The organism is Paenibacillus sp. FSL R10-2796, assembly GCF_037965315.1.
Lineage (GTDB): Bacteria > Bacillota > Bacilli > Paenibacillales > Paenibacillaceae > Paenibacillus_AQ > Paenibacillus_AQ odorifer.
The window spans coordinates 7,237,346-7,264,235 of sequence record NZ_CP150178.1; the positions used below are offsets into that span (position 1 = coordinate 7,237,346).

The 26,890-nt window shown below is 44.4% G+C and carries 26 protein-coding genes; 2 read left to right on the forward strand and 24 right to left on the reverse strand.

Features of this window, described 5'->3' with window-relative positions; translation table 11 throughout:
- Window positions 1–77: 77 nt before the first annotated feature.
- The 3 genes from NST58_RS32265 to NST58_RS32275 form a co-directional block, all read right to left on the reverse strand.
- Window positions 78–305 carry a cold-shock protein gene (locus NST58_RS32265; protein WP_036677829.1) on the reverse strand — a complete coding sequence of 76 codons (228 nt, stop codon included), beginning with the start codon at window positions 303–305 and terminating at the stop codon, window positions 78–80.
- A 92-nt stretch (window positions 306–397) separates the two neighbouring features.
- Window positions 398–598, reverse strand: a complete 201-nt coding sequence (locus NST58_RS32270; protein ID WP_019914582.1) for a cold-shock protein — start codon at window positions 596–598, stop codon at window positions 398–400.
- A 419-nt stretch (window positions 599–1,017) separates the two neighbouring features.
- Window positions 1,018–2,265: a trypsin-like peptidase domain-containing protein gene (locus NST58_RS32275; RefSeq protein WP_076124305.1), complete on the reverse strand. Its 1,248-nt coding sequence runs from the start codon at window positions 2,263–2,265 to the stop codon at window positions 1,018–1,020.
- Window positions 2,266–2,653: 388 nt separating this feature from the next.
- On the opposite strand from NST58_RS32275, the gene NST58_RS32280 reads away from it, so the two are divergent.
- Complete coding sequence (locus NST58_RS32280) at window positions 2,654–2,860, forward strand: hypothetical protein (RefSeq protein WP_036677826.1); 207 nt, start codon at window positions 2,654–2,656, stop codon at window positions 2,858–2,860.
- Here the strand turns inward: NST58_RS32280 and NST58_RS32285 are convergent.
- The 21 genes from NST58_RS32285 to rpsF all read right to left on the reverse strand — a co-directional run bounded on the left by NST58_RS32285 (window position 2,829) and on the right by rpsF (window position 26,443).
- On the reverse strand, window positions 2,829–3,635 hold the full coding sequence (locus NST58_RS32285; protein ID WP_036677825.1) for an MBL fold metallo-hydrolase: 807 nt from the start codon (window positions 3,633–3,635) through the stop codon (window positions 2,829–2,831). The two genes, NST58_RS32280 and NST58_RS32285, sit on opposite strands and share 32 nt — an antisense overlap.
- A gap of 14 nt (window positions 3,636–3,649) precedes the next feature.
- The gene (gene yycI, locus NST58_RS32290; RefSeq protein WP_339245561.1) at window positions 3,650–4,390 is read right to left on the reverse strand and encodes a two-component system regulatory protein YycI; all 741 of its coding nucleotides are present in this window, start codon (window positions 4,388–4,390) and stop codon (window positions 3,650–3,652) included.
- 38 nt (window positions 4,391–4,428) lie between these two features.
- Window positions 4,429–5,721: a two-component system activity regulator YycH gene (gene yycH, locus NST58_RS32295; protein ID WP_076124306.1), complete on the reverse strand. Its 1,293-nt coding sequence runs from the start codon at window positions 5,719–5,721 to the stop codon at window positions 4,429–4,431.
- Complete coding sequence (gene walK, locus NST58_RS32300) at window positions 5,718–7,547, reverse strand: cell wall metabolism sensor histidine kinase WalK (protein ID WP_339245563.1); 1,830 nt, start codon at window positions 7,545–7,547, stop codon at window positions 5,718–5,720. The genes yycH and walK overlap by 4 nt, the downstream gene beginning before the upstream one ends.
- Window positions 7,547–8,278, reverse strand: a complete 732-nt coding sequence (yycF, locus tag NST58_RS32305) for a response regulator YycF (RefSeq protein WP_076124308.1) — start codon at window positions 8,276–8,278, stop codon at window positions 7,547–7,549. Before yycF ends, walK begins: the two co-directional genes overlap by 1 nt.
- A 191-nt stretch (window positions 8,279–8,469) precedes the next feature.
- On the reverse strand, window positions 8,470–10,017 hold the full coding sequence (locus tag NST58_RS32310; RefSeq protein ID WP_076219260.1) for a M23 family metallopeptidase: 1,548 nt from the start codon (window positions 10,015–10,017) through the stop codon (window positions 8,470–8,472).
- A gap of 316 nt (window positions 10,018–10,333) precedes the next feature.
- On the reverse strand, window positions 10,334–10,978 hold the full coding sequence (locus NST58_RS32315; protein WP_339245567.1) for a hypothetical protein: 645 nt from the start codon (window positions 10,976–10,978) through the stop codon (window positions 10,334–10,336).
- Between the two features lie 190 nt (window positions 10,979–11,168).
- Window positions 11,169–12,455: an adenylosuccinate synthase gene (locus tag NST58_RS32320; RefSeq protein ID WP_076105178.1), complete on the reverse strand. Its 1,287-nt coding sequence runs from the start codon at window positions 12,453–12,455 to the stop codon at window positions 11,169–11,171.
- 211 nt (window positions 12,456–12,666) lie between these two features.
- The gene (gene dnaB, locus NST58_RS32325; protein WP_036677807.1) at window positions 12,667–14,028 is read right to left on the reverse strand and encodes a replicative DNA helicase; all 1,362 of its coding nucleotides are present in this window, start codon (window positions 14,026–14,028) and stop codon (window positions 12,667–12,669) included.
- Window position 14,029: 1 nt separating this feature from the next.
- On the reverse strand, window positions 14,030–14,476 hold the full coding sequence (gene rplI / locus NST58_RS32330) for a 50S ribosomal protein L9 (protein WP_036677804.1): 447 nt from the start codon (window positions 14,474–14,476) through the stop codon (window positions 14,030–14,032).
- Complete coding sequence (locus tag NST58_RS32335) at window positions 14,473–16,479, reverse strand: DHH family phosphoesterase (protein ID WP_076124313.1); 2,007 nt, start codon at window positions 16,477–16,479, stop codon at window positions 14,473–14,475. Before NST58_RS32335 ends, rplI begins: the two co-directional genes overlap by 4 nt.
- An 11-nt stretch (window positions 16,480–16,490) precedes the next feature.
- Window positions 16,491–17,408, reverse strand: coding sequence for a DUF2232 domain-containing protein (locus NST58_RS32340; protein ID WP_076124314.1), 918 nt, complete (start codon window positions 17,406–17,408; stop codon window positions 16,491–16,493).
- A gap of 6 nt (window positions 17,409–17,414) precedes the next feature.
- On the reverse strand, window positions 17,415–17,717 hold the full coding sequence (locus tag NST58_RS32345) for a MazG-like family protein (protein ID WP_170914153.1): 303 nt from the start codon (window positions 17,715–17,717) through the stop codon (window positions 17,415–17,417).
- Window positions 17,718–17,940: 223 nt separating this feature from the next.
- Entirely contained in the window at window positions 17,941–18,366 is a 426-nt protein-coding gene (locus NST58_RS32350; RefSeq protein WP_036677795.1) for a CBS domain-containing protein, read from the reverse strand.
- 194 nt (window positions 18,367–18,560) lie between these two features.
- The gene (locus NST58_RS32355; protein ID WP_076099795.1) at window positions 18,561–19,586 is read right to left on the reverse strand and encodes an LCP family protein; all 1,026 of its coding nucleotides are present in this window, start codon (window positions 19,584–19,586) and stop codon (window positions 18,561–18,563) included.
- A 322-nt stretch (window positions 19,587–19,908) separates the two neighbouring features.
- Window positions 19,909–20,853 (reverse strand): D-alanyl-D-alanine carboxypeptidase family protein, encoded by a 945-nt coding sequence (locus NST58_RS32360; protein WP_036677789.1) that lies wholly within the window; start codon window positions 20,851–20,853, stop codon window positions 19,909–19,911.
- A gap of 84 nt (window positions 20,854–20,937) precedes the next feature.
- The gene (gene opp4A / locus NST58_RS32365) at window positions 20,938–22,656 is read right to left on the reverse strand and encodes an oligopeptide ABC transporter substrate-binding protein (protein WP_076191470.1); all 1,719 of its coding nucleotides are present in this window, start codon (window positions 22,654–22,656) and stop codon (window positions 20,938–20,940) included.
- A gap of 193 nt (window positions 22,657–22,849) precedes the next feature.
- Complete coding sequence (locus NST58_RS32370; RefSeq protein ID WP_339245573.1) at window positions 22,850–24,799, reverse strand: DNA mismatch repair protein MutS; 1,950 nt, start codon at window positions 24,797–24,799, stop codon at window positions 22,850–22,852.
- A 510-nt stretch (window positions 24,800–25,309) separates the two neighbouring features.
- Entirely contained in the window at window positions 25,310–25,582 is a 273-nt protein-coding gene (gene rpsR / locus NST58_RS32375) for a 30S ribosomal protein S18 (protein ID WP_036651767.1), read from the reverse strand.
- A 21-nt stretch (window positions 25,583–25,603) separates the two neighbouring features.
- On the reverse strand, window positions 25,604–26,110 hold the full coding sequence (gene ssb / locus NST58_RS32380) for a single-stranded DNA-binding protein (protein ID WP_036677780.1): 507 nt from the start codon (window positions 26,108–26,110) through the stop codon (window positions 25,604–25,606).
- A 48-nt stretch (window positions 26,111–26,158) separates the two neighbouring features.
- Window positions 26,159–26,443, reverse strand: a complete 285-nt coding sequence (gene rpsF / locus NST58_RS32385; RefSeq protein WP_036677776.1) for a 30S ribosomal protein S6 — start codon at window positions 26,441–26,443, stop codon at window positions 26,159–26,161.
- A gap of 217 nt (window positions 26,444–26,660) precedes the next feature.
- Between rpsF and NST58_RS32390 the strand changes: the two genes are divergently transcribed.
- On the forward strand, window positions 26,661–26,858 hold the full coding sequence (locus NST58_RS32390; protein WP_036677774.1) for a YjzC family protein: 198 nt from the start codon (window positions 26,661–26,663) through the stop codon (window positions 26,856–26,858).
- Window positions 26,859–26,890 lie beyond the last annotated feature (32 nt).

Below are 26,890 nucleotides of genomic sequence, written 5' to 3' on the forward strand. Positions count from 1 at the left end.
AGCAAAAAAAATAAGACGGTTTACCCGTCTTGAGTGGTTCGTCGTTCTATTAAATGCTTGACTCATTTAGGTATTGGTTAGATGGAAATACCCTTCTTCAGCGATTTGAGATCGCCATTCGAATTAAGCAATTGGGGTAGCATCTTCGTGCTGCGAACCATTGGAGAGTCACATAGACGGCAAGAAGGCGCATGTTCAAATGCGAAATTATCCCTCATCCATCCGTTGCATCCCTCATTGGTACATGCCCAAATTGCGGTATTTTCTTCCGGTATTTCTTCCAAAGGTTTCTTCCGGTAGTTCATTGCCGTTCCTCCCATCCTGTAAGTCAATAGTGAGTAACTAGATATAAAAAGACCGTCCCAACTTTCACAAGCTGGGACGGTTTCTTCTATTATTACAGTTTTACAACGTTTTCGGCTTGTGGTCCACGGTTGCCTTGAACAACGTTGAATTCAACGCGTTGGCCTTCGTCCAAAGTTTTGAAGCCGTCGCCAGTGATTGCGCTGAAGTGAACGAATACGTCGCTTCCGCCTTCAACTTCGATAAATCCGAATCCTTTTTCTGCGTTGAACCATTTAACTGTACCTGTTTGCATGTGTGTTACCTCCACAAATTTAAATTAATATGTTCTTTTTATCTTCAAACAAAGAAAAAATTCACACATTGAAAAAGGTTGTATTACCAAATATGACAGCCCTTTTCAATGCGAGAATTAGGGACTAAATGTATGATTGATATCATATTACCACACCTGATTAGCAAAGGCAAGCAAGCATCCGAATATATCCGTTTTTGCCCTAATAAGTATTACCTTCCAATGTAAGGGCTGCCACTTAGTGTTTATTCCCTAAATAGATCCTTTTTCTGGCATAATTATCATGGTTTTAGAAAAATAGCTTTTCCAAAAACGTTACTTTTATCCGCTTTTTCAAGAAGGTACCCCCTCGGAATCGAAGGGGTAGTCCGCTCTACTTGTCGTAACTGCTATATCATTATATACCGACTTCCAGCATATTATTCCTGTGGTTTTTCAAGAAGTTTAACTGTTGCCTGTTTGGCCTCGCCGTTTCGATAGTAAGTAATTTTCAGATCATCACCGATCTTCGTATGATTATATAAGTACTTGCGAAGAGAAAGGGTAGATATGATTGATTGATCATTAAATTTGGTAATGACATCATTGAATTGCAGTCCAGCTTCCTTCGCAGGGCCAACGGCTTCTAGAACAACTACTCCATCCTTAACACTGTTCGGCAGGTTCAATTCATTGCGTTGATCTTCTGCTAGTGGAACGTACGGATTGTTCAAATCAACTGAATATACACCCAAGTAAGAACGGGCAATATGTCCTTTTTCAGCCAGCTCATTAGCGATATCTATCACATGATTGGCGGGAATTGCAAAACCCAAACCCTCTACACCCGTATCTGAAATCTTCATTGTGTTAATTCCAATGACCTTGCCATCCAGATCCACTAATGCGCCGCCACTGTTTCCTTCATTAATCGCCGCATCGGTCTGTATGACTTCTTGTTCCCAGTCATATACTCCATCCTGATTAAGGGATACGGGGACCATCCGTTCAGTATAGCTAACAATCCCCGAGGTCAATGTATCACCAAGTCCTAGCGGATTACCGATAGCAATGACCGTTTCACCTAGACGAAGCTTAGAGGAATCACCGAGCTGCGCGATGGTATCGATTCCTTTGGCATCAATAGAGAGTACCGCAATGTCGCTTACTTTATCCGTTCCAACGAGTGTTGCCTTACGAGTCTCTCCGTTCACTGTAACCACTTCGAGATTACCGGAGTCTTCGATGACATGATTATTAGTAATGATAAATGCTTTATTCCCTGTCTTTTTATAGATCACTCCTGAGCCTAGTGCAGACTCATCCAGAATGTTTAATTCTTCATTATCTTCTTTATGATTGATAATACTTACTACTGCAGGGCGAACCGTGGCAGCAGCTTGAATAATCCGGTCAAATGGATCACTACTGCTTGGGGCAACATTTCCAGTTGCTACAACCGGCTTCTGAGCAGTCTCATGACTCATCTGGCCTGTAAACATACTGAATAACAAAACTGCCACCACAGCGCTGACTAAGGAGCAAACGGCGGATATTTGCCAAGTAGATAAACCCTTACGCGATCTGCGTACAGAATGTCTACGATTAGCAAACGATCCCTTTGATGCTTCATCCCCTCTGGACCGCGAAACTTTAGTTGAATAGAAATCATCATCAAACAATCCCACCGAAAATCTCCCCCTTCTATTGCCAAGCGTTCACTGTTGGTAAGACCTGAACCTATAGCAACCACGTCCGAACCAAACCTCTGTAACCATTAGACTCCAAATATCACTAAAAAGTTTCACTTTATCCATTAACCCCACAAGAGTTTCGGTCAATCGTTAGATTATGATAATCTTTTAATATATCTTCTCTATTAGGAATATTTTGCAACTTAAAAGACTACAATAAAATAGAAGTGTCCCTAAAATTTTAGCATTGCTCATCACGCTTTTAATTGTATCACAGGCAACCTGCAATTCGGGATTTTCCTCAGCTAAAACACCTGCGAATTTTTTACAGTTTTCAGTTCTAATTACACTATATATTCACACTATTAAAGGAGGATTAATTATGAGTTCTTTTTCAACAAGTATGGATTTAGTCGAGTTTATCGGTAAGCTAGGTGACTTAAAGGATGAACACTACCACATGACCCTTGCCTTTAGCGCAATGATCGAATTGATGATTGAAAAAGGCCTAATCTCCCGTCAAGAATTAGATCGCAAGACCGCTGAACTTGATCAGCTTATGACTGGCTCAGCTTATCCCATGGCGTAGGTTGATCATAATACGTATCACACAGTCTGAACTCACTATCTTTGAAAAAACAGCCCCGATCCTCCATTGCGCCGCGTACCGACATTTTTGCCAAATCCATCATATTGTGATCCCGGCTTAAATGCGCCAAATAGGTCCGTTTGGTCCGCCCTGTAAGAATTTCGCTAAGCGCAGCTCCAGCTGCCTCATTGGAAAGGTGACCCATGTCGCCTAGGATGCGCCGTTTCGTATTCCACGGATAACGTCCCATTCTCAGCAATTCGATATCATGATTCGCCTCCAGCACCAATACATCTGCATCTGAAATTGCATCTCTTACCTTATCACTAACATAGCCCAGGTCTGTAGCTACACATAACTTCTCTTTTCCATCATAAAAATTGTAACCCACTGGCTCCGCCGCATCATGAGAAATCGCAAAGGATTCTACTCGCATACTGCCGAAATCCTTGTGCTGGCCAGACTCCATGATCATACGGTTATACTCCGGTATTTTACCAATTCCCTTCTCGATAGCTCCCCAGGTATTGGTGTTCGCATAAATCGGAAGATCGTATTTACGGGCCATGGCCCCGAGTCCCTTGATATGATCGGAATGTTCGTGTGTAACTAGAATCCCGTCTATATCATTACCCGTTAGTTCCCGCATGGCCAACAGCTCATCGATCCGCTTGGCACTAAAACCTGCGTCAATCATAAGTGTTGTCTCCCCGTTTCGTACCACCGTTACATTGCCGGTAGAACCACTGGACAGTACTGTAAATGAAATCCCCATTTTCCTTACTCCTTCTACTCTGTTGTCTTAGGACTGATGATGTCCGCACTAATAGCATCCACATAATAGGCATTGCCGTTCTCCAGCATAAACCGCCACATCGGCGAAGCTACCTGACTTTCCGAGTTGAACAGCTCACCGTAATATCCCAGCTCAATCTCCTTCACTACGGAATCTGCCGGGAAATACTTCTCTATCAAACTACTAAGTGCTTGCGATGCTGGAAGCACCTTCTGTTCTTTATCGCTGCTGCTTGTCCCTATTTCAATCTTCGGCCAGCGGTAAGCTACGATTTTTTGATCACTGTTAATCAACTCTAGCCTAACACGGAACAACGACCACTGATTTTGAACCAGCGGATGAAGAACGAACTTCCCAACCTCACTTTCCTGTGAATCAAAGCGATAATTGGAAATGTCAGGAATCTTATCCTCAAGCGCCTTGCTAAGCTCTGAGAAGGAAGAATAGATCAGCTTGCTGTCTATAGGTACATCTAATTCAATTGGTGGTTCAGTCTGCTCTTCAGCAGAATAACGATAAGTAATGTTAGGAAGCTGCGGGGTAGAAGCCGGAATGGGACACAATACACGAATCCCTTTCTGCTCCATTACGGCTTGGGTCTCAGCAGACAGGGAAGTAAAATCAAGATTAGCACTAACCTGATCGCGTAAATCGACCCACAGCTGGTAACATAGCAGCAGATTCAGACCTAAAAAGGCGCAAATCAGTACATTTTTAGCTCTTCCCCAATCCATACCCGAACCTCCTAAATGTTATATGAACCACTTGCCCATTAATTCAAAGTAAGCACGCTGCCATCACTAAGTGTAACTTTCCAGACAGGTATCAGCTCCAGATGATCTTCCTTCACCTCAGGCACATAAGCAGGCGTTAAATCCTTCACTGCCGAAGTTTTACTGACCAGAGACAACCTATACTCCAGATCCGCACCTCCAGATAGCTCCACTACCTTTTTTACGGCCTTACTTTCATCTATATAGATTAGAGAACGTTCATAAGAGGATACTGTTCCCTGCTGCAGTTCCAGATTTATTACACCATACTGTAATGATGAATGGCTCATTATCGGATAGGAGCCGTACGGATAGGAGCCATAATATTGTTGAAAAGAGACCTTTCTCTCCTGTCTCCCTTCCTCTGTAGCCTCCAAACGGTAAGTCCCATTCCATCCGCCATGCTGGTTCACAAATTCTACAGCTTCCAAAGCATCCTTGGCAGGGGTACTTTCTCCAGCTGGAAGCGCCGCAGGGTCGCTATAGCTCATCCAGTTCTTACCCTGGTCCACCTGAAGGCTTCGTTTGCTGTCCGTATAAATCTCCGAGCCGTTTTTCTCCCGGATATATCTAGTACTTCCAACATCGAAGAAAAGATTACTCTGCATTTGCTCTATGGTGTACATCCCGGAAGGCATGTCTACCTGAACCAGAGAAATCTTACTGTCTGGCACATAATAATCCCCGCTTACGGTCTTGTAAGGCGTCCAATTCTTACCAAAATCGACATGCTGCTGCACATCCTGAACCGTTAAATCCGCTTTTGCCGCTTCGTATATGATGTCGCCTCTCGTACTGAAGAAAATAGCATGGGCCTTGGAATCGTTCTTAATGTTATAGATCCAAATGCGATCGATGCTTTCTCCTTCAAAAAGGGAATCTGGCGATAACTGCATCACCCGCTGCAATAACGTTACCGGAATGCCCGCTCCGAACGAAAGCTCAATCCCAGGATTCTCATTGCGGATCTTATCCCAATCATAATCCTGTACCGAGTGCCGTTGGAAGCTTTCGAAACCACGACCTTTTAAGCGATTCATGATCAAGCTATAGAACGTAGAGTCCGGATAAAAAAGCGTATGCTTGCCTTCCCCCATATGGATGATCATTTTGTCAGGGTATAACAGGTTCTCTACCTTCTCTTCCGGACCCATATTATCTGTCTTCACATACAGGTTCTCAGAAAGCACCGCAGAATCAGCACCAGGCAAGCGGTAGATCAAATAATAGCTTTCAACCAGGCTTCCGAGCACGAGCAAGGCTAGAATGCATGATTTGATTCGTTCCTTCACGCCTCACTCCCCCTTTGCTCGTTCAAAGGCAGGGTAAAGGTTACCTTTGAACCTTCATTTAGCTCGGATTGCAGGGAAATGGAGCCTCCATGTGCCTTCACAATTTCCCGGGCAATGGAAAGGCCAAGTCCAGTGCCTCCCATGTTCCGCGAACGTGCCTTATCCACGCGATAAAATCGTTCGAAGATCCGCTCGATATCTTTTTTGGGAATCCCTATCCCCGAATCACGTACAGAAATGGAGAGCATTCCATCCTCATTCTTCAACGCTTCCAATTCAATTGTACCGCCTTCTGGCGTATATTTTAGCGCATTGGAGACCAAATTCCCCAAGACCTGGTCGATTTGATCACGATCAAGCCACGCCGTAGTAACATCTTTGCGGACCCTTGTACTGATATCGATACGCTTTTGCCGAATTTGAAAAGAAAAACGATCCGCAACATCCTCCAGCATCTCGGTAATATCTGTCTGCTGAATTCGAAGAAGAGCTTCCTTGGAATCCAGACGGGAAAGATGCAGCAAATCCGTAACCAGACGAATCATCCGTTCCGTTTCGTTGCGAATCACCCCAACAAACCGAACCGCCAGCTGCGGATCTTCAAGTGCTCCATCATCCAGTGCTTCAACATAGCTTTTAATAGTGGTAAGTGGTGTTCTTAGCTCATGCGAAACGTTCGCCACGAACTCCCGGCGTGATTTCTCCAGATTCTCCTGTTCGGTGACATCCTGCAGAACAGCAATTGTGCCGGCAATGCCACCCTCACGACGATGAATCGGAGTAAACGTCACTCTTACAATATTAGAATCTTCTCCACCCATATGGGTCAGATGAAGCATTGCAGATTGGGCATTACCTTTAGCCAGAGATCCACTTTGTTCGTAATCTAAGCCCAACAGTTTATCTAGAGGAGCACCTTCCGGCAACGGACCTTCATTTCCGAGCATCAATGCTGCCCGCCGATTCATCAGAATCACTACTCCGTTCTCATCTGTAGCCACAACACCATCACTCATGTTCGTCAGAATAGAGGTAAGCTTCTCCTTCTCCTCTTCATTCTGCGAGAGTGCCTCACGCAATCTACCGGTCATATAATTGAATGCCTGACTGAGTTGTCCAATTTCATCATTGCCCAATACGGGCATTTTACGATTGAATCGGCCTTCAGCGACCGCCGTAGCATGCCTCGTCATTTCCTTAATAGGCTGCGTAATGGTGTGCGCCAGAATGACGCATAAAACAACCGTTAACGCTAGAGCTAACAGCAAACCTGAGATAAATACACTATTGATCCGGCCCATCGTGGCGTATAGATCCTTCATGTCAGCAGCAATATAGATTGCGCCCACTACCTTGTCCCCCGAGAGCACAGGCTTAGCCACAACCTTTTTCCGCACATTATCATCCGCAATAATATATTCCTCGTTATCACTGATGCCCTGCAAGGCCCGATTCACAACTGTCTGGGTGTTACGCTGCCCGACATAGTCATTCTGCGAGGGAACAGAAGTGGTGATGATTTTGCCGCTGGCATCCAGTACCTGAATCTCGGCCCCGTTAATGTACAGATTATTGACCATCCCGCGCAGACTCTCCACAGCCGTTTCCTCATCAGCCGTTCCAGCCTCACTACCAAATTTATCAGCAGTCAGGATAGACAACATCTCAGCACGTGCTTTAAGGTCCTTGGTGAAATTATCTGTTAACGAGTTCTTCATCGAGCTGACAAAATAAACCCCGATCAACTGCATAGCTATCAGAATCAGCAACACGTAAATAATAATAAGTTTTGCCTGAATTGTCCGGATAAAGGACCGCCACTTCATCACAGTCCTCCATTTTTAGGGCTATGCATCAAATAGCCAAGTCCACGCCGAGTATAAATATATTCGGGCTTGCTGGGGTTCTCCTCAATTTTCTCTCTTAGACGACGGATCGTCACGTCAACGGTCCGCACATCACCGAAATACTCAAATCCCCACACTGCCTGCAGCAAATGCTCCCGAGTCATCACCTTACCGGCATGTTTGATCATATAGTAGAGTAGCTCATATTCACGATGGGTCAAGTCAAGCGGCTCCCCGCCCTTATAGACCATATACATATCTGTATCTATAAACAGATCAAAATGATAAATGCCCTGCTTATTCTCTGCTGGTTCACTCGCCATCCCCTGTGGTGACGGTTTATGCTGTCTCCGCATCTGGGCTTTAACTCGGGCCAGCAATTCACGTGTACTAAAAGGTTTGGTCACATAGTCATCAGCACCAAGCTCCAGGCCAAGTACCTTATCAATCTCTCCGTCCTTGGCTGTAAGCATAATGATAGGAATGTCCAAGTGCGCAGAACGCACCTCGCGGCAGACGTCCATGCCATCTTTGCCGGGCAGCATAAGATCAAGCAGCATAAGATCCGGCCTTTTGGACAATGCCAGCTCCACTGCGCTGTTGCCATCAAAAGCACAAATAACCTCGTAGCCTTCTTTTTCTAAATTAAATTTCAATATATCAGCAATAGGCTGTTCATCATCTACTACCAGAATCGTTCCCATCTGCATGTCCCAGCTTCACCTTCCTATCCTTACTTAATGATCATTCCTTTATTTTAACATACCTGTCTAACCGTCACATCCTACGAAATAAGCAATCCCCCTGCCCAGCAAAAAGAAACGGCTTTGCCGTCACTCGTAGATTAAAAAAAATAAAAACCGCCCGATTAAAATCGAGCAGTTAAAGGATTAAGTATGAATTATTGCAAATACTTCATTGGATTTACAGCAGTGCCATTCTTCCGAATCTCAAAATGCAGATGTGTACCCGTCGAACGTCCGGTGCTGCCCATTACGCCAATCTTGCCACCCTGCTCCAAGCGTTGGCCTGTAGAAACCGAGATGCTTTTTAAATGACCATAATAGGTCTGGTATCCGTTGCGATGATCCACAATAACTACATTCCCGTATCCATTCTGCACCCCTGCAAAGATTACGGTCCCGGCATCAGAAGCTTTTATATTCCGATTGCTAGATACCATATCAATACCCTTATGGGCACGGCTCCAACGCTCACCGAAGCTACTTGTCAGTGTCGCCCCGCTTACCGGCCAACTGAACATGCCTGTTCCTTCACCAACAACCTTCGTTCCCCGATAAACAACTTCTGGCAGCGAGGCTTTTATAACGGTCTGGCCTAACCATTCTTCTTGAACAACCGTGCCATTTTCCTTTGTTACCCGATACTCCATTTCTTTAAGTCCAGTTTGTCCTGGACGAACCACTTTGCTTTTGCCTGCCGCTAGCTGATCGCTCGAACGCACAACCACTTCCGGCTCAGTCACTATCTGCTCAGTCACTTTTTCCACAGTTACTACTGTAACATCTGGTTGGGGTACCTTCAGCTTCAGTGTATCTCCAATCTTCAACGTCAGCTCTTTCACGTTAGGGTTGTTACTATAAATCTCTTTTTGGGTGATTTCAAACCGTTTGGCAATCCCCGAAATCGTATCACCCTCTTGAACGGTATAAAGAAGAGGCGCCTCTTTACCTTCAGTAAGTGTCTGGACCGCTGCCTCCACATCCAACACTTTATTAGGATCTGCTTTGATAGGAACGATAGAAATATCTTCACTAATCTCTACCGACTCTACTTGCTCTGGAGCCTTCGCTTTTGCAGCAGATGAGCTGGAAGCAGCCGTTCTTGTTAGCTTACTAGCCGTCGTTGCTACTTCTGCTTGTGGGACATAATGATTTTTTACCCCTTCGAGCACAGCATTAGCAGTTTCCTGATCCTTAACTATGCCAACGGCCTTGCCATCTACCATCAATTGCACGCCTACCGCATAAGCTTTCAGCATTCCATCTAGTTTAGTAAGTGTCGCCTCACTATCAACTTCTGGCTTGTATGCCTTCTGCTCTTCTATTGTTATGCCCTCTGTTTGCAGCACCATGGTTGAATTCGGATATTTCTCCTGATATTCTCGTTGTTTCTTCTCGTATAGCTGGTTAAGCTGCGTTTGATCGGTAAGTCTTCCGACTTCTTCACCCTTCACCAACACTTGATAATAGGTAACCGTGTTAGCGGCTACATACTTTTTCTCTGCTCCAACCAACACCGTAGCTAGAAGCACAAGGCCGACAGATCCCAAAATCCAAGCACGCCGAAATCTGCGAGTACCTTTCTCTTGTTGAAAGTGTTTGGAGTCGTGATCGAAATTGTGGCTCTGTTGAACATTCGCCTCGGATTCTGCTGGATGTCCATCCTGCAGCTTGCTCATCCGACGCATGAACTTAAATCCCTTCATGAAACTCTCCCTTTCAGTCCGCTTTTACTTCCGACAAAAGCGGCCAAGCTAATTGTACGACCTCGATTATATAGATTACGTCCATGTAAATTTCTGCGTATACTAGTGCTTAATTCCTGCTTCTAATGAACCTATAAAAAGGTTGTTAAGGAGGTTACAAAAATTTAACCTCTTGAGGTCCTTGTTTACTGTACCATAGCTTAGAGAAAAATTTCAACTTTAGACATGACAAAAAACCCGCCAAATACGCGGGTTTTTTGCGCAAATATGAAATTTCAACCTTTTTCTTGTGTCTATAAAGTGACAATTATAAAAGCTATTGCGTAGATTCTGTAGTTGGTGTAAGCATTTTCATTATGCTCTCATATTCGTCTGCATCAACATATTTTGCAATTACCTGTTGCAGCTCTTTAACCTCATCTTCTGTTAATCCATCCTCCATCGCTGTTGAAATTTTTGCCATCTCATCCTGGGGTAGTTTGGACATCAAAATATTGAATATATTTACCTTCTCTTCCGATGGAAGATTATCTTTGAAGTCACTGAGTGCCTCAGGTGTCATTACTAATTGTTGGTCACCAACACTTCCACTTCCGTTATCAGTTGAACTTTCGGTTGTAACTTGCCCCATAACTGGTAAGGCATCAGTTGGAGTATTATCATCTACGGGCTCGCCCTTGCCTTTAGCTGGCGAATCCGTGCTTTTGTCGGTCTCCTTGCTAACTGTACTCCCTGTGGTTACTTCTTTATTGGCTGTATCCGAGTTAGATTTGTTATCCATGCCAATGATGCTCCGAATCATTCCTCCAAATCCCGGACCGGGAGTATTCACTTTAATATCGAAGCTAGCCAATACCGACTTAATATAAGCATTTACAACCACGCCCGTTGTTAGAATTGAAAGAGTGCTGGCAAGTACCACAATCAGACATACGCTAAGTGCACGCTTCACGATCTTCATCTTCATTTCTCCTCTCACCTATGTTCAAGCCTATCTGGTAGATCATGTACATGTTCTTCTATACATCCAGTATTGACTAGAACCGGCCTTGGGAAACATCTAGGCATAAATCTAGGCCTCAAAAGAGAGAGTGATAGTCCTCAGAACAAAAAAAAGAGCCTCTAACGAGACTCCTTAGTATAACTAGGTTTTAGATATAAATTGGCAATACTTGATTCGTCTGCTCACGGTTACGACCCACTGAGAAGATAGCAATCGGAATACCTGTAAGCTCAGATACACGTTCAACATATCTGCGTGTATTTGCTGGAAGATCATCCAACGTTTTTGCAGAAGTAATATCTTCACTCCAGCCTGGAAGCTCCTCATATACCGCTTCACATTCTGCCAGCATTTTGAGGCTAGCAGGGTAATGAGTAATTACCTCACCACGGTATTTGTAGCCTGTGCAGATCTTCACAGTCTCAAGTCCGCTAAGTACATCCAGCGAGTTAAGAGATAGCCCTGTGATTCCACTCACACGACGAGCGTGACTCACAACTACACTGTCGAACCAGCCTACACGGCGTGCACGTCCGGTAACTGTGCCATATTCATGACCTGTTTCACGGATATAATCACCTGTTGCATCATTCAGCTCTGTAGGGAACGGGCCATCTCCAACACGAGTGGTATAGGCTTTTGCAACCCCAATAACCTGTTTGATTTTGGACGGTCCCACACCAGAACCTATGCACACCCCACCGGCAGATGGGTTGGATGAAGTAACAAACGGATACGTGCCTTGATCGATATCAAGCATTACTCCTTGCGCACCTTCAAACAACACTTTGCGATCCGCATCAATGGCATCATTAAGAATAACAGAGGTGTCTGTTACATAATTACGCAGCACTTCTGCATATTCCAGGTATTGAGTCAGAATCTCTTCTACGTTAAGAGCTTCGGCACCATAGACCTGCGTAATCACTTGGTTCTTCTCTTGCATCAAGGGGCGGAGTCTCAGTTCGAATTCCTCAGCGTCCATCAAGTCAGCAATACGGATACCGTTGCGTGCTGCCTTATCCATATAACAAGGACCGATACCTTTACGTGTAGTACCAATCTTGTTCGGACCCTTACGGTCTTCTTCGAGAGCATCCAGCACCATATGGTATGGCATAATGACATGAGCACGATCACTGATCACTAAGTTCTTAGTATCAAAACCGTTCTCATGAATATAATTAATTTCTTGGATCAAGGCAGCCGGATTAATAACCATTCCGTTACCAATTACACAAGTTTTCTCTTTATAAAATACACCCGAAGGGATCAAGCTGAGCTTAAACTTCTCACCGTCAATCAGAATCGTGTGACCGGCATTATTGCCCCCTTGATAACGGGCGACCACATCTGCACTTTCCGCTAGAAAGTCAGTGATTTTCCCTTTACCTTCGTCTCCCCATTGTGTTCCCACGACGACTACCGTTGACATGTTCATTCCTCCGTAGGTGCTACTTAGCACCATTATTTTTCATAATATGGACCCTATACGTCATTCTTATGTACGTGGCCCTCCGGACGCCAAGCAGATTTAACCCGCTAAAGGACAATTCTCAGTGTAACAGCGGTTTTTTTCAAAGTCAAATAAAACGAACGATTACACAAAGAAATGTGCAATCGTTCGGGAATTATACATGTCAGGTTTAACCAGCAAATGGTTCCGCATGTGCTCGCTCGTAGTTAACGAACTTGTTGAAATTTTTAAGAAAGACCAGTTCTACCGTGCCTACGGGACCATTACGCTGTTTAGCTATAATGATCTCAATAATATTCTTCTTCTCCGTATCCGCATTGTAATAATCATCACGATACAGAAACGCAACAATATCGGCATCCTGCTCGATAGAACCCGATTCACGCAAGTCACTCATCATTGGACGTTTATCCTGGCGCTGCTCTACACCCCGGCTTAACTGCGACAGGGCAATAACCGGCACATCTAGCTCACGGGCAATCTGCTTCAGTGTACGAGATATATCCGATACTTCTTGCTGACGGTTCTCTCCGCCTTTACCGCGGCCCTGAATGAGCTGCAAGTAGTCGATGACGATCATGCCAAGTCCTTTTTCCTTCTTCAGTCTCCGGCACTTTGCACGAATATCGGTTACCGTGATACCTGGTGTATCGTCGATATAAATCTCCGCTTCAGATAGAGACTGAATACCCATCGTCAGCTTGGACCAATCATCATCACTCTTGAAGTCACCGGTACGCATAATATTGGCATCTAAGTTGGCTTCAGCACAAATCATCCGCTGTACCAGCTGTGGCGCTGACATTTCCAGACTGAATATCGCAACAGTTTCTTTAGCGCGTACTGCCACGTTCTGTGCAATATTCAGGGCGAATGCAGTCTTACCAACAGATGGACGAGCCGCAACAATGATCAGATCGTTACGTTGGAATCCGTTAGTCATATGATCTAAATCCACAAATCCGGTTGGGATACCTGAGGTACCCCCCTTATTTTGATGAAGCAACTCAACCTTGTCGAACACTTCCATCAAGACATCGCGGATCGCAATAAATCCACTGCCGCTCCGCCGGTTGGAGATTTCAAGAATGCGCCGCTCTGCATCACTCAGCATATCGGCTACATCTTCACCGCCAGTATAACCTTCGCTCACAATTTGCGTGGCTGTGCGAATCAAACGGCGCAGCATGGCTTTCTCTTCGATAATCTGGGCGTAGTATTCTACGTTAGCAGCAGTAGGCACGGCATGCGCCAGCTTAGCTAAGTAGCTAACCCCACCAATATCTTCAAGCTCTCCTTTGTCCTGCAGTCTGGACGTAAGTGTAACAAGATCTATCGGCTGGCTCTCTTCTCCGAGCTGCACCATCGCCTCAAAAATCATTTGATGCGCTTTATCGTAGAAGTCTTCGGTATTCACCCGTTCCATTGCAGTAATGAGCGCTTCATCCTGCAACAGAACCGCACCAATTACCGCCTGCTCGGCTTCAAGATTCTGCGGGGGAACCCGATCGAAAAAGAGATCTCCACCCATGTTACTCCTCCGTTACCTCAACCTTAAGTGTGGCCTTTACTTCAGTATGCAATTTTACGCTTACTTGAAATACTCCTATATGGCGAATTGGCTCACCTAATTCAATCTTGCGCTTATCAATAGTAATTCCTTTGGTGGAAGCCAGTGTCTCAGCAATCTGTTTGCTTGTAATAGCACCGAATAAACGTCCGCCTTCACCTGATTTTGCTTTCATTGTCAGTGTTAGCTCGTCAAGCTTCTTACCCAATTGCTGTGCTTCTTCTTTTTCGTTATCTTTACGGCGTTGTTCAGCAGCCGCTTGATTCTCCAGCGTCTTCACGTTACCTTCCGTTGCCGGACGAACCAATCCACGTGGCAATAAGAAGTTAGAAGCATAACCTTCGGATACCTCTTTAACCTGACCTTTTTTACCTTGACCCTTAACATCTTTTATGAATATGACCTTCATTCGAATAACCCCTCTTTCGATTCGATTTCAGCCAGCACCTGCAGTAATCTGGCTTCTGCTTCTTTACATGTTCCTTCAAGCTGTACCGCGGCATTGGACAGATGCCCTCCGCCGCCTAATTTCTCCATCACGACCTGTACATTCATACGTCCTAGTGATCGGGCACTAATGCCAATCAGGCCGTCAGGCCGCTCGCTGATGACGAATGAAGCGACTACGTTGGTCATCCCAAGCAGCGTGTCCGCAGTCTGAGCAATAAGAAGCTGCGGAATTTTCATGCCTGGTGCCGTAACTACGAGCGCGATTTGGTCATACACCATCCGCGCATGTTTGATAATTTCGGCTTTGGAAATATACTCCTGTAAATCCTCCTTGAGCATGCGCTGAATAAGTACGGTATCGGCACCATTCCGGCGCAGGAAGCCTGCGGCCTCAAAGGTACGCGACCCCGTATGAAGCGCAAAATGCTTCGTATCCACCGTGATCCCCGCTAACAACATTGTAGCATCCAGCGGACTGATCTTTACCTTCTCATGAATATACTGAAGCAGCTCTGTCACCAGCTCACAAGTCGATGAAGCGTATGGCTCCAAATACACCAATACAGCATCGTTAATGAACTCTTCACCTCTGCGGTGATGATCCACCACTACAATTCTGCTGGCATATTGCACTAACCGCGGCTCCATCGTCATAGACGCCTTATGTGTATCCACAACAATTAGCAGGGTATGCTCTGTCATGATCTGTAGGGATTGCTCCGTTGTGATGAATGACTTATACAATTCATCGTCCTTACGAATCTGCTCCATCATGTTAGTTATCGATGGATTAGGAGTCTCCATCACAATGCTAGCCTCTACATTATACATCTGCGCAGCCCTTAACAGGCCGATTGCAGCACCCACAGCGTCGATATCCGGTGTCCGATGACCGAGGATCAGCACACGATCGCTCTCCTGCATCAGATCCCGCAAAGCATGCGCAATGACCCGCGCCCGCACTCGGGTACGCTTCTCAGCAGCATTACTCTTGCCACCGTAGAAGGATAACCGTTGGCCTGCTTTTACAGCCGCCTGATCACCACCTCGGCCAAGCGCCATATCTAGACTGGATTGGGCCAATGCCCCTAATTCACTTGCAGAGTCTGCGCCAAAGGCCAGACCAATACTCAGTGTCATGGGTACCTTAAGATCAGCAGTCATTTCTCTGACTTCATCTAGAATCACGAAGCGGCTCTCTTCCAACGCTTGCAGGCTACGATGATTAAGCAGCATTAGATAACGTTCCGAGGACAACCGCCGCAGATAAACCTCAAACTGCTTACTCCATTCAGTGATTTCACTCGTCACCTTAGCAATCAGCGAGGTTCGCTGTTGATCATCCATCCCTTGAGCAGATTCATCCAGGTTATCCATCATCACTATGCCGATCGCCAGCTTCTCATCCTCATACCGCTCACGTAACACCACAAGCTCAGTGATATCATACAAGTAAAGAATACGCTCACTCGGAATAATGACAGCTTGATAAAATCGTTCATCCACGGTGATCTCAAGACGGGTGTCATGGAGCACACCTTCTTTGGCGACCTCCCGCTTACCCGCTGCAGCACCTGTGAAAAAAGACTGCATATCAGGCAATAATTCTTGCAGTGATTCCCCGACTAAAGACTTGCGTGCGAAAATATCGCCGGCATAGCGGTTATTCCATTCCACCGTTCGATCCTCGCTAAACAGAATGATTCCAAGCGGCAGCATGCTGACTGCTTCGCCCTCTACCCGCTTAATGCGGAAAGATAGCCCATTAATATATTCCACCAGATTACGGCGGAACGAGATCTCCGCTTTCAACATATAGAAGCATAAAGTACCTGAGAGAAACAGGCCGGCGACCCCAAGCGCCCAGTTATAAACACTGACAATTATAATAAGGACCAACAGCAGCATGAACGCCCATACGGTATGATAGCCGTGCCAGCGTCTTTGCAGAAATTTAGGCATGAACTCTCACCCTATCGTTTCGATTTGGTCACATACTCCCGCAGTGGGAACGCAAGATCAATAATACCAATAATGCGCAGCGGCGGCAGTAAAATAACCGGTATCGCTAACAAAACGGCAGACATCTTGTTCCATTTGCGTTCATGCGCCAGGAAGAAGAAAAATCCGATGGCCTGAATCATAAAGCCAATTCGCAGCAGTGGCAGAAGATTGGCAGAAATCATGAGGATGAAATTGTTCTCCGACCCTGAGAAGAAGAGCTGTAGAACAACACCAATCAGATAGTACCAAATAAACGATCTCGAAAGTCTCCATTCACGTGCAGGCTTCATCTTAGGTACTGCATAATTCATACTGTTCAGAATCGGGCGGGCAATAGAATGCGTAATCACAGCAATCATGAAGGAGCTTACGATTAGAGTCATAGGGATCATTTGAACCGTCATATGACTTATCTTGTTTACATCCTCAGTTGAAAATCCAATATCAGTGAGCAGAGGATTGGTAGTTCCGAGCTCAGACAGAGGTGAATTAACCATTTGCAATACATCGTTCACATAGGTAGACAGGTCAAAATTAAATAATGCCGTACCCAGCAGCAAAAGCAGCAGGAACTGTGCAAGAATCGTAACCGTACCTGCGATCACGGTAGACATGGCCGGGGCATGTCTTTTATACCAGCGCCCCATAACCAGAGCCGGTATTAAGAAATACGCAGCTATCAACAGATAAATTGGTGTAATCAAGCCTACAATCAGCAACACCGGCAATACATGCAGCACAAATTGTCTCGTGTTCAGGGTAGTAAACAACACTACTGCCGGAACAATCATAAACAGGGTAGTGATGATGAGGAGTGGAGTCGTTAAACTAAGCAGCAAAAGTAAGTATGCTACGCTCCAAGCCACAGATGACCAGCGAAATTTCAACAGTATTCACCTCTTACGCATATGTTCTTCTAAAGCAGATATATCTTGGTACCAATCTTCCAGTTGATGCCCTTCCTGCTTGTGCTTTCTAAGCTTCTCCAGTAGCAAGTCATCTAAAGAACGATAAGGAATCCCTAGTCTGCGGCCCAAAATATAAGAGCTCATAATCAAGCTAGCCAGACTGTCACCGACACGGGTAGTACTGCCTTCCCATAACGCTTTAAATAACCTTGAAACTTGATCAATCACTTCGGTTTTCAGCCATTCAATTACCTTGGCGCGCTTGGCTACATCCAGATCCTTCGGCACATTGGACACGTCTCTCTACCTCCGGCAAAAAGCTTTATTCTCCATTATAGCATAAAAAATTCGGTGTCACACTGGACGCCCCGCGCCCCTTAAGTATGCTTCAATCCATGCTGACTATGCCTCTTTTGGGAGAGGAGCTTTCTTTAAAAAAGACCCGCATTCCGTTATCGCCGGAAATACAGGCCTTGTTCCGATAGCTTCTATAACCGCGAATACACTGGGACTATAATGATTCCTGTGATTGTCTTGTTACAAATTTCTCGCAATATTCTATGACTTGACTCCGGCGAACAATTCCAATAAACCGGTTCATATCATCGACCACAGGTACAAAGTTCTGCACCTTAGCCAAATTAATTAGATCTTCCATATCCGCATCAATTGAGACCGGCTTGTTATTCATACGTAATGGAACGTCCTTCAGCAAAAATTTTGAAGCGTTCTCAAACGAAACCTTACCCTCCGACTCTTTCATGTACCAGAGCAGATCACCTTCCGTTACCGTGCCGGCATACTCTCCATTACGGTTAAGAATCGGGACTGCTGTATAGCGGTGAAACTCCATCCTCTCAAGCGTTTGGCGCAGCGTAGAATCGAGCGTTACGCAGGCCACCTCCTGTTTCGGAAGTAAAAAAAATGCAATATTCATCTCTTGATCCTCCTCAAAGAGTTCCGAAGGAATTACGGTTCTTTAACTTCCTTTTACTGCCATGCCGATGTGATTATACGTAGCAGCTAAATAATAGTTCCAACTCATTATAACATGAAGACAGTAAGCAGCAGCCATGAGAATGTTTATGGCTGCTGCAATTTATTTATATGAGTTTAGCTTTCCAATTAGAATTACTGCGTAACTGCTGTTGCTTTGGGCTCGAGTGCATTACTTGCTTTTCCCGGCTCAATCAGTTGATCTACAGGTGTTCCTGCATTCATCCAATTATCAATCAGCGCCTTAGCTTCGCGCAAGTCCTCTTCATCAACGATATCATAATAAAGTCCGTCAATACGTTTTCCTTCGCCCATTACCGTAAAGCTTGAGATATCCATATCTTTGCCGCCCATAAATTTCTTGGCCAGACTAATAATCATTGAAGGCTCAATATCGGTCTTGAAATTATCGCCCATAATATCCAGCAGCTTAGGAATATTGCCGATTTGGCTGATCGATAACATTTTATTAGCTACGACATCAATAAAAACCTGTTGGCGTTTGGTCCGGTTAAAGTCACTATCTTCACGGTAGCGTGTATAGTTGAGTGCTTCTTGACCGTTATAATTCGACTTTCCACCCTCGATCGTAAACTTTTCATGGTCCTTACCCTTGTTTACAATGTCCTTCTTGATTGGCAGCGGAACGCCTCCAATAGCATCAACGGCATCCTTGAGCCCTTGAAAGTTAATGGTGGCATAATACTGAATATCATGCTCCAGCAGTGCTTCCAGAGTATCCTTAGCCATTTGCTGCCCACCAAAAGCATAAGCATGGGTAATCTTATCTTTTTTATTATCGTTATGCCCAATAATCTCGGTATACGTATCACGTGGAATAGAAATAAGCAGAATTTTGTAATCCTCAGGGCGAACAACAGCATACATCATAGTGTCTGAACGTGCGGTTTCATTGTCGCGTTGATCAGTCCCGAGCAGCATCAGCGAGAATGGATCGCTTTTGTATACAACCGGCTCTGGCTTAACCTTATTCTCATCCTTAAGTGGCTGGTAAGATTCTTCTTTCAGCTTGCTTTCTACCCGATCGGACAAAAAGAGGTCAAAGGCTAATACGGCCAAAGAATTCCGAAACAGAAAGCCTCCCGCTATAACAACGACGAGAACAATTAGCGCAATGTATCTTTTCTTTATTTTTTTCATCTTTGATTCCTTCTTTATTGTAGAATAATTACAAATACCATATATTTACAATGCCTCCTGATCGTTCTCAGGCAGTCATGGTTTTATTTCTCTCGGCGGCGAATTTACTGTCCCTTATTCCATTATCTTATTGTCCCCCCTTTCAGGAAATTCGGGTCATTCTAAATTATAGAAAAAAGTTTTTTTGCGTTTCTAAAATAATATGGGATAAAACAATATTTCTATTGTAATCACTAAATGGATAAAAAGAAACAACAAATACCGACATGAATAGGGAAAAAGCACCATACCAAGTAATAATTACTGGTATGATGCTCCAAATTTAACTTCGAATTCCAAGGGCATGTATAATATGTTTTACCCGTTCTCCATAATGTAAACCTCGGAAAAACCCATAATCGAACAATTTAGCAGCACCCTCAAATCGGCTGCCATAGGTCTCTGCCCCCATAACGACCGCAATAAGCCGGTGCCCCTCTCGCTGGGCTGATCCCGCAATACAATATCCCGTCTGGCTATCATATCCAGTCTTCAACCCATCTGCTCCATCGTATGCGTAAGCGCCGCCCATACCTGGAAGCATAAGGTTGCTATTACTAACATATAACCCTTTATCCTTTAATTGCATCTGTGTACGACCGGAAATATTCAGTACATCAGGATGATTATGGATTAGCGCAGCTGCCAATTTGGCTGTATCCCTCGCTGTCATCATCGTCTGGCCACCGATATGCGTAGGCTGACGAATGATACCAAGATCCTTGCTCGACAATCCAGAGGCGTTGGTAAATACCGTATTAGGAGATAAACCTAAACTACGTGCTCTATCATTCATCATAAGTACAAAAGAATCCTCTGATCCTGCCATATATTCTGCCAATGCAACTGCAGCATCATTAGCAGAATAGATGGTGATGCCTTCGAATAGCTCCCTTACTGTATAGAAATCTCCTCGTTTTAATGAGAGACTCATACCTCCCATTTGACTGGCGTAAGCACTAATAGGGACTCTATCCTCCCACCTAAGGGTTCCAGAGGTTATGTGATCCAGCACAATCATTTCAGTCATTAATTTAGACACACTGGCCGGTGGCATAGGCACATCGCCGTTTATATTGACCCATATGTCTCCACTATCCATATCTAGCAGCACTGCTGAACCCGCGTCAATATCCGGTTTAAAGCCCAGCTCGATAGGCCTCCACACCGTAATTAAGACAACGACTATCAAAGCTGCACCAGCCCATATCAATATCCGTCTCTTCATCGTTGTCATCCTCCATAATATATATGACGAATGAAACAGCAATTTGATTTCACTTTTTGCGTAATTTTTTTTATTTTTTTTAATTTAGTCCTTTATCCACCATTTATTAGGCTCAATTATGGAGCCCAAAGAATCAACACGCACACCTTGTAGACGTTTATTAACAGCAGTAATGCTTTCTCTTTCCGCAAAAAAGATCATTGGAACCTCTTCATTCACTAGCTTCTGCCATTCATAATAGATTTGTTGTCGATAATCTCTATCATATGCCTTCATACTTGTGCCATCGCGAATCAATTCTTCATTCCGCTCCGAGGACCAACGTGGGTAGTTCCACAAATCATTCTCCCTCCAGAGACCTGAAGGATCAGGATCATTAGCTAATCCCCATACCCCGTTAAACAACTCAATGGACGGATCATCAGCCTCTACTGCTTCATAGAAGGTGTTGAGCTCTTTTAACGCCCCACCATTAAGCTGCACATCGAGTCCCACATTTCGCCAATCCTCCAGAATAGCAGCAGTTCGTAACTCCGCTGAATGACTGCCTAGCATAGAATCATAATGAATAACTAACTTTTCTCCTTTTTGATCCTCACGCAGCCCATCTCCATCAACATCTACAAAACCAGCCTCATCAAGCAGCTGCTTCGCTTTTTCCGGATCATAGGGATACGTATTAATCTGACTGTCAGGGATCTTCGCCCAGCTTGCACTGGAAACCGGAGTTTCTATAGGCTTGCCTAACCCATGAGAAAATGATTGAATGATCCCCTCCCGATCAAGTGCATAATACATCGCCTGACGTAATCTTTTATCCGCAAATTTAGGGTTATCCATTACGATTTTTTCAGCTTCACTATCCCAATACCCAAATTTAAACCCTATATACTCATAAGCAAGCTCATTTGATTGTAAAATATTAATATTATCGAGTTCGCTCAGCTTTTCATAAGTATCTCGTGGGGCATTCTCTATATCAATTACGCCTTGTTCAAACAGGCTGATGATTTCCTTGTCATCAAATACCTTATACAACACACCATCCAATAAAGCCTTACCTTTATAGTATTGATCAAAGCGCTTCATCTCCACCCGCTGGCCAGGTTCAATAAGGCTCACCTCAAAGGGGCCAATCCCAATCGGATTTTTTCGCATCTGATCACTCTCAGGCATATCCTTAACAGCGACTCCAGTATAATATTTTTTATTCATCGGATACGGCCATAGATTATCAATCGTATTTACGCGGGCAGCTGTCATTGTTATTTTCAAAGTATAAGGATCTATAACCTTAAGACCTGTTATATTCTTCGCCTCACCTTTATGATAGGCTTCTGCACCTTGAATCATTTCCACACTATAATAACGCGATCCGGTGTAGTCTGGACTAGCAATAGTCTCCATCGCAAATTTCCAGTCCTCTACGGTCAGTTCATCTCCATTATGCCAACGGATTCCCGGTTTAATTTTAAAGGTAAATATTCTATGATCCTCGGACTCCTGCCAAGTGGCGATATTAGGAACCGTTGATAAATCATCATCTATCGTAAACATGGCCTCAGTAATAAACTCCAGCACATGAAAGTCATCTTCACCTTCATAAAAAGCAGGCTCAAAGAAGCCCATAAACGGCGATGAGTATCCATAAGTAACTACTCCGCCAGTCTGTGGCTTTTCGACCACCTCATTGTGATGTAAAGATAATGAATTACTGCTGGTACCTGCTCTGCTGCATGCTGACAATACAGTAGTCATCACGAGCATTGTTAACAAGAACCCGCATATCTTCTTATTCTTCATGTGTTCCTTCCCTTCTCTAGTTGAACGTATATCTACTTATAAGCTATGGAATAAATATTTACTGTAACAAAGTTTTAGAATGGTTACAATAACTTCTAAGCTTTAGGCCTATACTCCTGCTTGAATTTACGCATATTTCATAGTATTTATAAAAAAAGAGGGACCTACCTCATAGGCAGATCCTTTTATTACATTATTCTTCATCCTTATGCGTAATTCTCAGGCCTTCGACATGCTTACGCTGCATCAATTTCCGCTTTTTACGGGTATCCTTGCTCTCAAAAATTATATCAAAGTCATATTCCTCAGGATATAGCTCATCTTTGGATAGATATGGCTTTAAACGTTTATGATTAATCCGCATTTTTTGCTTCTGGATCATCACTCCGACCATTCCTAAGTGATCTCTTTTCTCATAAACAATGCCTATCCGCCCTAGTGAAGTTACAAGAACGGCATCACCAATTTCATATTGAGTCTGCTTCTCCTTATCGCTCAGTGATTCCACAGACTTTTCTTCTTTTTCAAAATCCTCTATAACAGGTGCAGTCTTCCCTTTCTCTCCCTCTTTGCTAAAAAGACTTGCCCATGCCGACCCATCACCTTTCTGCAGCCTTTGCTGCTGCGCCTCAACGATCTCCCACGATCGCTTGATAACGTTATCCTGGATACCCAGCTTTTTGGCAATTTGCAGAGCGTAACTCTCCCCCGCTTCTCCGATAGTCAGACGATACAACGGCTGCAGCGTTTCTTTGTCGAATTCCATTCGTGCATTTTGAAAACCGGCTGTCGCAGCGGCAAAGGCTTTTAGCTCATTAAAATGGGTTGTGACGATAATATTGGCCCCTTTACGGCTCAGCTCTTCCAGAATGGCGATTGAGAGGGCGATTCCTTCACCAGGGTCTGTACCTGCCGCCAGCTCGTCAATGAGCAGCAGCACCCCTTTAGAGGCATCTCTCAGCATTCCCTCAATACTCTTCATTTGTGCCGAAAATGTACTGAGTGATTGGGCCAAACTTTGTCCGTCTCCGATTACACTGATCACATCCGTAAAGACCGTAAACTCACTCCCCTCCTCGACCGGAATCAACAACCCGGATTGAGCCATGAGGGTCAGCAGCCCGAGGGTCTTGAGCACCACCGTTTTCCCGCCTGTATTTGGACCTGTAATGATTAGGGATTTATATCCCTTCCCTATCTCCAGACTAATTGGAATCATGCCCTGCAGCATGGGATGTCTGCCTCCGTTCATCCTTAGAAAACCCCTATCATTTAGAGTAACCTCAGATGCTCCCAGCGTTCTTGCATATTTTGCTTTGGCAAAAATAAAATCATAGGTGCCTGTAACCTCGATATTTAGGCGCAGTGCAGTTTGTTCCTGTTCTACCATGCTGGTCAGCATACTGAGGATCACAGCTTCTTCACGCGCCTCTTCTCCTAATAACAAATCCAGCTCAATCTGCATGGAGGCGATCTCATCTGGTTCGATGAACACCGTCTGTCCACTTGTGGATTGATCAAGTACCGATCCCTTTATTTGCTTATGATACTCCCGCTTTACGGGGATAACGTAACGTCCACCACGCTGGCTATAAATATTCTCTTGCAAAATCGATTGATGGCGCGACATGATCCCGTCAATTTTTTTATGAAGACGTTCTTTAGCTACGCCAATCCGTTTACGAACCCGCTCTAACCCCTTACTAGCTCCATCATCAATCGCCCCAAAGCGAATACAACGATCAATTGCTTCCCGCACATGATTTAATTCCAGCAGCGAGGAAGCATAAGCAGCAATCCGGGGAGCACTTTGCTCTTTAGAAGCCATATATTTGCGCAATTGACTACAGCTCTTTAGAAATGTAGCCACTGCAGTGAAGTCTTGCTCACTGTACAAATATCCAGTCCCCATTAGTGACATGATCCACTCAATCCCCTCCAATGAAGGAATCGGTATACTGGACCCCCGCTCGAGCAGCTCTTTAGCTTCAGACGTTTCCTCCATCGCTCTTTGAATCGAAGGCAAATAGGTCATAGGCATAAGCTCTTCTACAGTTTTCTTTCCTACATAAGATACCGCATGACGGCTAAGCTCGGTTTTAATAATTTCGTATTCCAACGTGTTTAGACTTTGTAAATTCACAGCAAATCCTCCTTATTGATCTAACTTTTTTTGGAACTAAATCTCCCTAACGCAAAAAGGACAAAGAATGCCACTATGGCAGTCCTTGCCCTTCTTTTTATGCTATTGTTCTCTGGCGTCTTAAGGTCCCCATAAAAGCCAGGGTGGCCGAAAAACAAAAAAACCGTGCTCTAAGAGCACGGTTAATTACAAAGAGAACAACAGCCGTAAAGAGGCCATATGACGCTTCGTGTGTTCTTAACTAAATCATCCACTGTTAGGAACAACAGACCTCTGCGCGAAACGAACTCAAATAGAGCACGTAAACGCCAAAAGACGAGCCTGCTAAAGCCTTCCTAATCCAGTGTTATGAAATTGCTAGTTAAGAACGGTCACCAACATCAATATTTCCCCTTTTGTTATAGGATAGCTGTAATTTAACACATTCCAGATGGAACGTCAACGTAATCCACACGCTGGTTTTTCACAACAAAAAAGCAGCCGGTTTCCCGACTGCTTCTATAAAACGTCCTATTCCGTTGTGTAAGGAAGCAACGCGATTTGACGCGAGCGTTTTACAGCAATGGTAAGGGCGCGTTGGTATTTTGCACTTGTACCCGTTACACGACGTGGCAAAATCTTTCCACGTTCGCTGATGAACTTCTTAAGAAGTTCAGTATCTTTATAATCAATGTGAGTAATCTTGTTCACAGTGAAAAAGCAAACTTTTTTACGCTTGTTGCGTCCACCACGACGTGCTGGTCTTTTGTCGTTGTCAGCGCCTTCTCTTGGTTTAAAAGCCATATTCTTTTCAGTCCTTCCTAATTAAAATGGCAAATCATCATCCGATATATCAATCGGTTTACCATCGCCCGAAAAAGGATCTTGAGTATTGTTGTTACGCGAGAAATTATTGTTGTTATTTCCGCGTCCAGCGTTACCACCGCCACCATATGCTGGCTCTTCAGGCATACTACTTGCACCACTTGAAGTATTTCCACCTTCACGGCTTTGTGAAGATTCCAGGAAACGAACATTATCAGCAATAACTTCAGTTACGTATACACGTTTACCTTCGTTATTCTCATAGTTCCGCACTTGGATGCGTCCTTCCACTGCTGTCAGACGACCTTTGCGCAAATAATTGGCACAGGTTTCTGCTAGCTGTCTCCAGGTAACAACCGGGATGAAGTCTGCCTCACGTTCACCGTTCTGGCCCGTAAAGTTACGATCTACGGCAAGCGTAAATTGAGTTACGGCAACACCAGCGGGAGTATAACGAAGTTCCGGGTCACGGGTCAACCGTCCGATCAAAATGATACGGTTCAACAATTCTGGTCCCCTCCTTTAGAGCGATTCATTACAAAGCTTGTCAAGATCTTAAGCAACGTCGTTCGTAATGAGATAACGAATAACTTCGTCAGAAATCTTCATAAGACGTTCTAATTCAGTAACTACTGCAGGTTCTGCATTGAAGTTAACCAAAACATAAACGCCATCACGGAATTTCTTGATCTCATACGCAAGACGGCGTTTACCTTGCACTTCGTGCTTTGTAATTTCCCCGCCATTGGAGATGATGCCTTGGAATTTATCGACTGCTGCTTGAACAGCTTCTTGTTCAATGTCAGGACGAATAATGTACATCACTTCATATTTGCGCATAATTTTCACCTCCTTATGGTCTGAGGCCCCTAATCACGTCAGGAGCAAGGAACGAGCACAAACATAGACTCGCACCTGATTAATATACCAAAACGAGCAGCAGAGTGCAAGCAATATTAATACCGGACAACCTTCCACCCTCTTTTTACATGAAAAAAACCCTACCTGCGCACAATAATCGGTGAATTCATCTGCACTTAAGGAAGGAGCGATAATGATGGGCGAAAAGACAGAATATGAAAAAGGCGACAAGGCCCCCAATCCAGGCATGTATACAGAGGTAGGTGAAGCGCGAAGCTTCCATACCGAAATTCAGAATCCACAGCATATTAAAATGGAAAAAGGAGACACCTTCCCCGAGACCAGTAACAAAAATCGGAAGTGGAAAAAGGTTGAAAAAGCACGTGTACATTAAATAAAAATAAATGTGTATAAAAAAAACGACAT